12 protein-coding genes are annotated in these 10675 nt (G+C 47.1%); 5 read left to right on the forward strand and 7 right to left on the reverse strand.

Features of this window, described 5'->3' with window-relative positions; translation table 11 throughout:
• Positions 1-47 precede the first annotated feature (47 nt).
• The gene (locus KNO92_RS07435; RefSeq protein ID WP_214760694.1) at positions 48-1373 is read left to right on the forward strand and encodes a PepSY-associated TM helix domain-containing protein; all 1326 of its coding nucleotides are present in this window, start codon (positions 48-50) and stop codon (positions 1371-1373) included.
• Complete coding sequence (locus tag KNO92_RS07440; protein ID WP_214760696.1) at positions 1370-1807, forward strand: hypothetical protein; 438 nt, start codon at positions 1370-1372, stop codon at positions 1805-1807. The genes KNO92_RS07435 and KNO92_RS07440 overlap by 4 nt, the downstream gene beginning before the upstream one ends.
• Positions 1808-1831: 24 nt before the next feature.
• Here KNO92_RS07440 and KNO92_RS07445 read toward each other — a convergent pair whose 3' ends face one another.
• Positions 1832-2095: an LlsX family protein gene (locus KNO92_RS07445; protein ID WP_214760698.1), complete on the reverse strand. Its 264-nt coding sequence runs from the start codon at positions 2093-2095 to the stop codon at positions 1832-1834.
• 65 nt (positions 2096-2160) lie between these two features.
• Entirely contained in the window at positions 2161-3357 is a 1197-nt protein-coding gene (locus tag KNO92_RS07450) for a LysM peptidoglycan-binding domain-containing protein (protein WP_214695752.1), read from the reverse strand.
• 265 nt (positions 3358-3622) lie between these two features.
• Between KNO92_RS07450 and KNO92_RS07455 the strand changes: the two genes are divergently transcribed.
• Positions 3623-4372: a FixH family protein gene (locus KNO92_RS07455; RefSeq protein WP_214760700.1), complete on the forward strand. Its 750-nt coding sequence runs from the start codon at positions 3623-3625 to the stop codon at positions 4370-4372.
• 33 nt (positions 4373-4405) lie between these two features.
• Here KNO92_RS07455 and KNO92_RS07460 read toward each other — a convergent pair whose 3' ends face one another.
• Entirely contained in the window at positions 4406-6031 is a 1626-nt protein-coding gene (locus tag KNO92_RS07460; RefSeq protein WP_214760703.1) for an ABC-F family ATP-binding cassette domain-containing protein, read from the reverse strand.
• A 188-nt stretch (positions 6032-6219) separates the two neighbouring features.
• Here KNO92_RS07460 and KNO92_RS07465 point away from each other — a divergent pair, with 188 nt between their 5' ends.
• Positions 6220-6861, forward strand: a complete 642-nt coding sequence (locus tag KNO92_RS07465) for a hypothetical protein (protein WP_214760705.1) — start codon at positions 6220-6222, stop codon at positions 6859-6861.
• A 38-nt stretch (positions 6862-6899) separates the two neighbouring features.
• Here KNO92_RS07465 and KNO92_RS07470 read toward each other — a convergent pair whose 3' ends face one another.
• The 4 genes from KNO92_RS07470 to KNO92_RS07485 form a co-directional block, all read right to left on the reverse strand.
• Entirely contained in the window at positions 6900-7349 is a 450-nt protein-coding gene (locus KNO92_RS07470; protein ID WP_483297449.1) for an SACOL1771 family peroxiredoxin, read from the reverse strand.
• 52 nt (positions 7350-7401) lie between these two features.
• The gene (gene pepT / locus KNO92_RS07475) at positions 7402-8640 is read right to left on the reverse strand and encodes a peptidase T (RefSeq protein WP_214760709.1); all 1239 of its coding nucleotides are present in this window, start codon (positions 8638-8640) and stop codon (positions 7402-7404) included.
• A 102-nt stretch (positions 8641-8742) separates the two neighbouring features.
• Positions 8743-9417, reverse strand: a complete 675-nt coding sequence (locus KNO92_RS07480; protein WP_214760711.1) for an LrgB family protein — start codon at positions 9415-9417, stop codon at positions 8743-8745.
• Positions 9414-9767: a CidA/LrgA family protein gene (locus tag KNO92_RS07485; RefSeq protein ID WP_214760713.1), complete on the reverse strand. Its 354-nt coding sequence runs from the start codon at positions 9765-9767 to the stop codon at positions 9414-9416. Before KNO92_RS07485 ends, KNO92_RS07480 begins: the two co-directional genes overlap by 4 nt.
• 149 nt (positions 9768-9916) lie before the next feature.
• On the opposite strand from KNO92_RS07485, the gene KNO92_RS07490 reads away from it, so the two are divergent.
• Positions 9917-10654, forward strand: a complete 738-nt coding sequence (locus tag KNO92_RS07490; RefSeq protein ID WP_214760715.1) for a YwqG family protein — start codon at positions 9917-9919, stop codon at positions 10652-10654.
• Positions 10655-10675: the final 21 nt, after the last annotated feature.

A 10675-nucleotide genomic window follows, 5' to 3' on the forward strand; every position in this document is an offset into this window, starting at 1 on the left:
ACTCAATCTGTTCACAAGTTGGACACAAAAAATAAGGGGGAAGCGTTATGCAAGGGGAACGATTGAACAAACGCAACGCTTGGTATCAAGCGATTTGGCGTTGGCACTTTTATGCAGGTCTTATATTTGCACCGATTTTCATTATCTTGGCTGTGACAGGAAGCATTTATTTATTTGAACCACAAGTAACGAAGATGCAATACAAAGACATGATGACGGCATCTTTCACGAAAGAACAGCCGATCGAAATCCAAAAGGAATCATTCATGACAGAATATCCGGATGCGATGATTACATCGATTCGATTGCCGGATGAAGGTGAATCGACTCGAATCGGTTGGATGAACAATGACGAGATGATGTATACATATATCCATCCGGAAACTGCCGAAGTTTTAGGGACACGAACTGCTGAAAGTAGTATGGATTTGTTAGTTGTGATTCATGGCACACTATTAGGCGGACAAATCGGGAACTGGATTGTCGAGCTCGCAGCGTCATGGGCGATTATTCTACTCATCACGGGAACGTTCTTATTCTGGCCACGTGGGAAAAATCCGGTTCGGATGCTCATGCCGAAGCTTGGGAAAGGTCGGCAATGGTGGAAACAAATGCACGGTAGCGTCGCTTTATGGTCATCGCTAGGCCTCGTCATCATCATCAGTTCAGGTCTTGCCTGGTCATCCGTGTCAGGGGCTATGTTGCAGTGGGTCTCCTCGTCGACAAATACGGGAGCACCGATGTATGCCTATGCGTTTGGCGCTAAACCGGAATCAACTGTGACCACAAAAGATGTGGCAGAAGACGTACCTTGGGCAACACAAGCAGATCTTGTACCGGCATCTTCACCAAGTACACTGTTGCCAATTGACTTGAATCAGGTCGTGAACAATACGTCGATCAATCGACCGTACACAATCTCGCTTCCGGAAGGCGAAACAGGCGTCTATACCGTCACATCAGCAGCAGGACACCAGTTTAAAGAAGCAACGGTGAACCTAGATCAATATAGCGGTGAGACACTTAGTTCTGTAACGTATGCGGATTATGGGATTCTTGGAAAACTGATTACGATCGGAATCGCCTTCCACGAAGGTCGTTTGTTTGGATTACTGAATCAATTGGTCGGGGTCGCACTTTGTCTAGGTCTCATTTTTGTGGTCATCAGTTCGTTTGTGATGTGGCGCAAACGAAAAGTCGGATCTATCGAACAGATGAAGCGGTTCGAAGACGAACGGATCAAACGAATCGTTGGTATCTCGATCTTACTGCTCGGTGTGACATTACCGCTCGCGGGAATCAGTATCCTTATCGTTCTCGTATTTGATTGGTTGGTCGGACGCCGGAAGTTGAAAGCGGAGGTGGCAGCATGAGACGATTCAAAACAGTCCTTCCTGTCATCCTAGCGACGATTTGGTTAGGCGCGTGTCAGCTTCAACCGATTGAACGCACCATTGATCCGATTGGGATTCAATTGATTGTACCTGAACGCGTGGAAGTCGGATTGACGACACTTGCGATGAAAGTAGAGAATGACGAACGCGTGACAGAAAGCCATATCCAAGTCACACCTTATGCCACCGAGGACACACGGACATACGAAGTGACGGAAAGGGATGGCTACCTCGTAACGAGCGTGAAGCTCGATCAAGGAATTTATCGAGTGAACGGCATGGTGCATGAAGGGCAGAAAGTGTATACCCCAACTGCATGGATGATTGTCGGCGATGTACCACAAGACCAAATCGACCAGATTGAACAATCGACAGTTCAGTCACATGATTACGATGGTGGACATCATCACTAAAAATAACCGCTGCACGCGCAGCGGTTATTTTTGTTTGAGGCGTGCCCCGATTTCTCCGATGAGAATAGCGATTCCCATAAAACCTGCACCAAGTATGGCCATCTGATTCTGATTGGCCACCCCGACCTCGTTTTCGAATTGATAAATGTCACGAGTGAAGAATTGGATCGGCTCACCGGATGTGAGTGCTTGTTCATAACCGAGCCAAATCAAAATTGAGAATGTGACAATGGAGACACCAAGTCCGATGAGTGCAGCGATACTAACGCGGATTGCGATTCGAGTCATAGCGGTTCCTCTTTTCCTGTTTGCATACGATACGTCACAAGTAGAGGAAAAGATTCACAGTGCACTCATTTCGGAATGGTCAACACTTGTCCGACACTGATGAGATTGATGTTCGTGATGTTGTTGGCGGCTGCGATTTTCGCAACAGTCGTATTGTACATCGTCGCAATCTTATAGAGTGTGTCACCCGACTTCACGGTATACTTCACGGTCGTTGTAGGTGGTGGAGTGACGGTTGTTCCTGGAATGATGAGCACCTGTCCGACACTGATGAGATTGATGTTTGTGATTTTGTTGGCGGCTGCAATCTTCGAGACGGTCGTATTGTACATTGTCGCAATCTTGTAGAGCGTGTCACCCGATTTCACGGTATATTTCACAGTCGTTGTAGGTGGTGGAGTGACGGTTGTTCCTGGAATGATAAGCACTTGTCCGACATAGATTAAGCTATAGTTTGTGATATTGTTAGCTGCCGCTAGAGCGGATACCGTGACGCCATACGTCCGTGCGATGCTGTACAACGTGTCACCGGACTTCACAGTATACGTTTTGTTCGTTGACGTGTTTTGATAGGCGAGTAATTGCGAGACCGTGACAAATTGGTACCCTTTTGCTTTCAGTTGCGAAATCATCGTTGGCAATGCGAGTGGTGTACCCGGTGCACCCGCACCAGTATGCATTAAGACGATTGAACCCGGTTTAATATTGGTTTGTACTTTCGTATTGATTTGGCTCGCGGTCAATCCTTTCCAGTCAATCGTATCGATATTCCATTGAATCGTGTAACCATAGCCGGCAGCACCGACGTCGTTCAACACAGTACTATTGACGGCTCCGAACGGGGCTCTGAAAATCGGTTTCGTCGTTTTGCCGGTCAATGATTTAATCAAGGCTTCCGTGCGGTCGAGTTCGGATTTCATTTGAGTGGCAGTTAGTTTCGTGAAGTCAGGATGTGTATACGAGTGATTACCGAGTTGATGTCCTTTCGCGGCGATATTTTTAATGTATTGGGGATGGTTGTTTGCACCCGATCCTGTCAAAAAGAAAGTGGCTTTGACGTTGTTTTTTGCCAAAATGTCTAAAATCTTGTTCGTGTTCGCTCCGTCTGCCCCATCATCGAACGTTAACGCAACGACTTTGTTTGTCGTGTTCACGCTCGTGATAAATTTTGAAGCGGCGGCACTGACAGAAATCGATTGTGTGATCACCATCGCCAATAAGATGAACAGTGCCATCGCCCCACGAATGACCCTACGTTTCATCTGAATTCGCCTCCATTCATGATGTCATCCTCTTGATGTTAAGGCTTTCCAAATGCACACCCTATATAGTTTTTATATACCCCTTTTTAGAAATGATGGACTAATATTCGGAAATGGATGAAACAAATTTTGATTCAACTATATGTGTGAAATTTGTGAGAAGGTATCGTGGGTTATCTCACAGAATGCTCACACTCTTTCTGGAAAAGGGTGGTATCATGAAAAATGTGTGAAAGATGTAAGCGATTTATAAGGAGGACTTATGATGAAAAAGATGATGACACGGTTTGGGGTCGTGTTTGGACTCATCGGCCTGTTCGTACTCGGTGCATGCGGCACGGAGAAAGAAGCGGAAAGCGCAGCTGTCCCACAATCGATGGAGCCGGTAGAGGCAGAGTTGACGGTGGCTGCGACGGCAGATCAAGGAGAAGCGGTACCATTATCTGTTCGCGTCACACAGGACGGTCAGCCTGTAGACGATGCGGATGAGATCAAGTTCGAAGTATGGAAGAATGGTGCAAAGGAAGAAAGTGACATGATCAAGGCGTCGCTCACAAAAGACGGTGTCTATGAAGCAGAGACGACGTTCGCGGAAGAAGCGGTCTATACGGTCCAAGTTCACGTGACAGCACGTTCGATGCATACGATGCCAACGACGAATGTGACGGTCGGACATCCTGAAACGGCTGCCGAAGCGGAAAAGGATAGTGACCACCATCACCATGCAGGAGCGGACATCACGCTCGAACCGAAATCGGCGACAGCAGGTGAGGAACAGCCGTTCATGGTTCACGTTATGATTGAAGAGGAGATGCTTGCGGGAGCAGACGTACAACTCGAAATCTTCCAAGACGGCGCAGAGAAACATGAGTGGGTGAAGTTAGAGGAAGCAGATGCTGGTATGTACAAAGGGATGCACACCTTTACTGAATCTGGCGCATACAACGTTCAAGTCCACGTCACGAAAGGTCATGACATTCATGAGCACGTGATGGAGACGGTAGACGTCAAATAAAAATGATCGGCTCACGCGAGCCGATCATTTTTATTATGCATTTTGATAGAGAGATTCAACTTGTTGTTGAAGCGCTTCGTTCTCCAAGTACTCATCGTACGTTGCTTCTTTATCCACGATGCCATTCGGTGTCACTTCGATGATGCGTGTCGCAATCGTCGAGATGAGCTGATGGTCATGTGAGCTAAAGAGGAGTACGCCTTTGAATGATTCGAGACCATTGTTAAGTGCTGTGATCGATTCGAGATCCAAGTGGTTCGTCGGATCGTCTAGCACGAGCACGTTCGAGTTTGAGAGCATCATCTTCGAGAGCATGCAGCGTACTTTTTCTCCCCCTGAGAGGACAGATGCCTTCTTCATGACTTCTTCACCTGAGAAGAGCATGCGGCCAAGGAATCCACGAAGGAACGTATCTGACTCATCGGCTGGTGAGAACTGACGCAACCAGTCGAGGATGCTCTTTTCCGAGCCCTCGAAGTATTCCGAGTTGTCTTTCGGGAAGTACGACTGAGTCGTCGTCACGCCCCATTTGACCGAACCTGTATCTGGTTCCATATCACCCATGAGAATTTTGAAGAGTGTCGTGATCGCAACGTCAGAACGACCAACGAATGCGACTTTGTCCGTCTTGTTAAGTGAGAACGTGACGTTGTCGAGCACTTTTACGCCATCAATCGTTTTCGAAACGTTGTCGACATAGAGAACATCGTTCCCGATTTCGCGTTCCATCGTGAATCCGACGAATGGATAACGACGTGATGACGGACGAATGTCGTCGAGTGTGATCTTATCGAGCAACTTCTTACGTGACGTCGCTTGACGCGCTTTCGATGCGTTCGAGCTGAAACGTGCGATGAAGTTTTGAAGCTCTTTGATCTTCTCTTCTTTCTTCTTGTTTTGATCTGCCGCCATACGTGTAGCAAGTTGGCTTGACTCATACCAGAAGTCGTAGTTCCCGACATACAATTGGATTTTTCCAAAGTCGAGGTCTGCCATGTGTGTACAGACTTTGTTCAAGAAGTGACGGTCGTGGGAAACGACGATGACTGTGTTTTCAAAGTTGATTAAGAACTCTTCTAACCATTGAATTGCTTTGAGGTCAAGTCCGTTGGTCGGCTCGTCCAAAAGCAAGATGTCTGGCTTACCGAAGAGTGCTTGGGCAAGAAGGACTTTGACTTTCTCGCCACCTGTGAGTTCGCTCATTTGTTTCTGGTGAAGCGCTTCTGTGATCCCAAGACCTTGAAGAACCATCGACGCTTCTGACTCTGCTTCCCAACCGTTCAACTCAGCGAACTCACCTTCGAGTTCAGCTGCGCGCATGCCGTCTTCGTCTGAGAAATCTTCTTTCATATAGATGGCGTCTTTTTCTTTCATGACGCTGTAAAGACGCTCGTGACCCATGATGACGGTCTCAAGAACAGCACTGTCCTCATACGCGTAGTGGTCCTGTTTGAGGACCGCGAGACGCTCACCCGGTGTGATGCTGACATCACCCGTCGTCGTATCTTGCTCACCTGATAAAATCTTTAAGAATGTCGATTTACCGGCACCGTTCGCACCGATCAATCCGTAACAGTTGCCTGGTGTGAACTTGATGTTCACGTCTTCGAACAACTTGCGACCGCCAAATTGTAGGCTGACGTTATTTACTGTAATCATGTATGGTATCCCTCGTTTTTCTGATTAGTTTACGACGTGTATTGTATCACGTTTTTGAAAAACGCGCAGTGTCACGTCATGATTCACAAACGTTAAAGATAAATTTGTGCATCATGATAAAGGATTCTACACCATGAGATGGAAATATTATGTAGAACGAAATGCACGTGAATCAAATGGGGGGTACTATGAAACAAATTAGACTCTGGCTAATCATCATATTCATTGCGGTCAGTTCAAGTATCGTGAATTCGCTATTGAAGAGTGAACTTCAAGCGTTTGAGGTGGGGAAGTTTGAGTTTGGGAAATATGATAATTTTGACGAGGCATTGGCTAAAGGTCTTACTTATGACATGAATAAATTGATTTATACAACACAACACGGTGGGGTGACCATCGTCATGTACACGACGATTCCGGATTGTATAGAGTTCCAAGATGTCATGGAGTTTCAAGATGATATTGAGTTTCAAAATGAGATGGAGGCATTGGTCGTCCAGTTCTTTGAGGGGAATGATGAAGAAGGATGGGAGGTTTTAGGACCGGCAGGATGGACACACTATGAAAATGACAACCTCACCGTGTACGACACCTTTTTAAGAGACTATGATGATTCAGGCAACGTCAAATATGCTTTCGATGTGACATTTGGAGAAGTAAACAATCCAAAAATCGATACAGTTGAAACGAAATCCCATCACGACACTATGTTCACTGAGGCAACGATGATTCAAAAAGGCCTTGGCCGATATTATTTTCACATCGGGGTAGGAGCGATTGTACGAGGAATTTCTGTAAATGGTGAGATTATCGATCAACAAGGTAGCTGACACTTCGATGCACAGAAAAAGCCATCATCATGATGGCTTTAATCGACTCGTACAACGGTCATATTCAATTCAAACGCCACATTTCCTGCGAGTGCGCGTGAAATCATACATTGATCTTTCGCTTTTTTCGCAATGCGCTCGACTAGCGTGATTTCTCGGTCGGTCATCTCTTCAGGGACTTGAATCGTTGTCGCATAGCGAATCGTTTCGTAAGTGAAGATGCCGTTCGTCACATCGACGATTCCTTCTGCGTCAATCGTGATGCCACGGTGAGTCAGGTCACTTCGTCCGAGTACGGCTGCGAGTGTGATGATATAACACGTGGCCGCTGCCCCGAGTAACATCTCATCCGGATTCGTGCCGACTCCGGGACCGTCCATTTCGGGTGGAATCGAAATCTGTGTCTTTAATCGCTCAGCCTCGAGGGTACCGACGTCATTTCGTCCGCCATCCCAGCCGAGGTTCATGCTAAATGTATGTTTCATCAAAAATCGCCTCCAATGTCTCTAGTGTAAAAGAGAACGATTGGAGGCGCATGTGTTATGCTTGTGCACGCTTCGCGAATGTGCGAAGTGTTTCGATAATGACCGTTGTTGCTTTTTCCATGTTGTTCACAGAGATATATTCGAACTTCCCGTGATAGTTCTCGCCACCCGTGAAGATGTTCGGTGTCGGAAGGCCCATGTAAGAAAGTTGCGATCCGTCTGTCCCACCACGAATCGGTTCAATCTTCGGTTCGATGCCAAGGCCGCGCATGACGTCAGCAACGGTATCGACGATGTGTTTCACCGGTTCGATTTTCTCGGCCATGTTGTAATACTGATCTTCCATTTTGAGTTCAATCCGCTCTTCCCCGTATTTTTGTTTCCATTCGAGGACAAGTTTCTCCATCAACGCTTTACGCGCTTCGAACTTCTGTTTGTCGTGATCGCGGATGATGTATTGAAGTGTCGTCTTCTCCACATCCCCATTAAAGCCGTTCAAATGGAAGAATCCTTCGTAGTTGCTCGTACGTTCCGGTGCCTCATCAGCCGGTAAACGGTTTTGGAACGCCATCGCGAGCTTCATCGAGTTGACCATCTTGTTCTTGGCGCTACCCGGGTGAACGTTCGTCCCGTGGAAGGTGACGGTCGCACCGGCTGCGTTGAAACTTTCATACTGTAACTCTCCGAGCGGGCCACCATCCATCGTGTAAGCGAAGTCCGCGTTAAAACGAGCGACATCGAATTTATGTGGTCCACGTCCGATTTCTTCATCCGGTGTGAAAGCAATGCGGACCGGTCCGTGCGGAATCTCAGGGTGAGCCAATAAGTATTCGACGGCTGTGACGATTTCGGCAATCCCTGCTTTATCGTCCGCACCGAGGAGTGTCGTTCCGTCCGTTGTCATGAGCGTATGTCCGACATACCCGTCAAGTTCTGGGAAGTCTTTTGGTGACAAGACGACATTTAAGGATTCGTTCAAGACGATATCGCCACCTTCATAATGCTCAACGAGTTGAGGGGAAACGTTCGTACCCGTGAAATCGGTCGCCGTATCCACGTGAGCGAGGAATCCGATTGTCGGGACGTCATGATCGACGTTACTTGGAAGTGTGGCGAATAGATAGCCGTATTCGTCCGTCTCGACATCTGTCAGCCCAAGTTCTTTCAGTTCTTTTTCCAAATGACGAATCAAATCCCATTGTTTGGCCGTCGATGGTGTTGTCGTACTCGTGAAGTCAGACTGTGTATCAATCTTCGCGTATGTCATTAAGCGTTCAATTAATTTCTCTTGCATGGATTGCCCTCCTCTAAAAAGTTTCATCTTCATTAGTTTATCACGCGCGCTTGAAGTCGAAACAAAAAAGTCACGCCCATCGATGAAATGAGCGCGACCTATTCAAAAGAGAAATGGGTATAAAATGGGCAAGATGAATGAGGTGAAGATGGCCGTCAATCCCATCGCGGCTCCACCTGTTGCACCAGACAACGGATGTTCTGTCGCCGCTTGAGCGGTCCCGATCCCGTGACTGATGGTGCCGAGTGTGAGCCCACGCGTGAACGGGTCGTCTATACGAATCCATGTCAATAGTACCGGACCGAGCATCGCACCTAAAATACCGCAGGCGACGGCAATCGAAGCCGCAAGCGTTGCATCACCTTCTAGTTGTCGAGCCAATTCAAGGGCAATCGGTGACGTGGCCGATTTGACCGATAGCGCAATCAATACGTTTTCGGTAAATGAAAACAGTTTTCCGAAAAGGACAGCCACAAAAATCGTGGAAAGAGACCCAATGACAATCGCACTCAATGCTCGCTTTGCCCGGGCGAGTAACACGGGTAAGTTGCGATAGAGCGGTAACCCGAGAGCGACTGTCGCCGGACCGAGTAAGATGGTGATGAGATCAGTAGCCGGTTTATACGTATCATAGGACTGTCCTGTCACAAGTAACAGAAGAATCAGAATCGCTGTACTTAAGAAAACGACATTGGTGAACGGAGATGCCCACTTTTTCGAAAGTTGACGACTGAGCGAATATACGAGAATCGTCAATCCGATCCAAACGTATGTCATGACGCCTCACCTTCTTTCCCGGAAACGAGAGCCGTCACGATCATACCGACCGCCATGCTGACGAGTAGTGTGACGAGAAGAGGGATGCCAGCGGCTTTTAACAACGTACCGTACGCCATGAGACCGACGGCAATCGGGATGAAGAAGAAGGCGAGGTGCTTCGTCAAAAATCCAGCGCTGTCTTCAATCCATTCCACGCGGATGACTTTTGTTACTAAGAGGACGAGCAACAGCACCATGCCGATGACACTGCCCGGTACTTTCCACGAGAACGTCTCAACCATCCAGTTGCCGAGCGTGCTCAATCCAAACAAGAGTGAGAGCCCAATCATCCATTTCAATAATTTCATATATATGACTTCCTTTCGCGTCATTCAAAACGTATGCATCTTCTCAAATTCATCCTCATGGGTCAAGAAAAGGGTATAACAAAAAAGATAAGGGGTACATACGTTCGGCATGCTATACTACATCTATCATAAACAAGCGGGGTGTCGAGATGGAACTAAAAACGATTGAGCAATTTATTGAAGAGCATGGATTACAAAACGGGGAAGACATTTTAGGTGCGTTCACGAAGCGGGTCAATTTGACGCTTGTACCACGAACCACACGAGAAGAAGTTCAAATCGGCCATTCAAAATTCGGTGGGCATCCCGATTTGCCAAATGCTGACTTGCACCCTGGGGAGAATATGACGTTTTTAGCTCAGTTCCGTTTAAGTGATTTAGCTGAGTTTGAATCCGTGGATGCACTCCCGAAAGAAGGTTTGTTGTCTTTCTTCTATGACTTGGAAGAACAACCTTGGGGAGATGAGGACGAGCGTCATCTTTGGCGTGTCTTGTATACGGAAGAAACGCAACTTGAGCGAGTGCGGGTTGGAGAAGCATTGAATGAGCGTGCCGTTTCTTTCAAAGAGGGCTATGCGGAGAATGGATATGATTTGTACGATTTGCTCGGTGACGACCTGTACGAAACGCTTGTCGAACAATTCGAACAAGAAGAACTCCACGCAATCGGTGGACATCCGAATGAAGTGCAGAATGACGTGTTTGAAGAAGTAGAAGAAACATATGGGGAACGATTCGATCATCCTTTCCTGCTCTTTCAAATGGATTCTACTGAAGAATTAGATGTCATATTTGGGGATGTTGGAATTCTTTATTTTCTTATTCCAGAAGATGCCCTCCGCGCCAAACGGTTTGAAGAAACCGAAATCATCATGCAGTGTTATTGAGTGCAAAAAAAGAGAGTCGAC

It is taken from the genome of Exiguobacterium sp. s129 (assembly GCF_018617585.1).
GTDB classification, from domain to species: Bacteria; Bacillota; Bacilli; order Exiguobacteriales; family Exiguobacteriaceae; genus Exiguobacterium; species Exiguobacterium aestuarii_A.

What these genes read in the sequence shown, in the direction of transcription:
- KNO92_RS07435 (WP_214760694.1), top strand. Translation starts at nt 48, where the DNA reads ATGCAAGGGGAACGATTGAACAAACGCAACGCTTGGTATCAAGCGATT.
- KNO92_RS07480 (WP_214760711.1), bottom strand. Translation starts at nt 9,417, where the DNA reads ATGACATACGTTTGGATCGGATTGACGATTCTCGTATATTCGCTCAGT.
- KNO92_RS07450 (WP_214695752.1), bottom strand. Translation starts at nt 3,357, where the DNA reads ATGAAACGTAGGGTCATTCGTGGGGCGATGGCACTGTTCATCTTATTG.
- KNO92_RS07465 (WP_214760705.1), top strand. Translation starts at nt 6,220, where the DNA reads ATGAAACAAATTAGACTCTGGCTAATCATCATATTCATTGCGGTCAGT.
- pepT (WP_214760709.1), bottom strand. Translation starts at nt 8,640, where the DNA reads ATGCAAGAGAAATTAATTGAACGCTTAATGACATACGCGAAGATTGAT.
- KNO92_RS07490 (WP_214760715.1), top strand. Translation starts at nt 9,917, where the DNA reads ATGGAACTAAAAACGATTGAGCAATTTATTGAAGAGCATGGATTACAA.
- KNO92_RS07455 (WP_214760700.1), top strand. Translation starts at nt 3,623, where the DNA reads ATGAAAAAGATGATGACACGGTTTGGGGTCGTGTTTGGACTCATCGGC.
- KNO92_RS07485 (WP_214760713.1), bottom strand. Translation starts at nt 9,767, where the DNA reads ATGAAATTATTGAAATGGATGATTGGGCTCTCACTCTTGTTTGGATTG.
- KNO92_RS07445 (WP_214760698.1), bottom strand. Translation starts at nt 2,095, where the DNA reads ATGACTCGAATCGCAATCCGCGTTAGTATCGCTGCACTCATCGGACTT.
- KNO92_RS07440 (WP_214760696.1), top strand. Translation starts at nt 1,370, where the DNA reads ATGAGACGATTCAAAACAGTCCTTCCTGTCATCCTAGCGACGATTTGG.
- KNO92_RS07460 (WP_214760703.1), bottom strand. Translation starts at nt 6,031, where the DNA reads ATGATTACAGTAAATAACGTCAGCCTACAATTTGGCGGTCGCAAGTTG.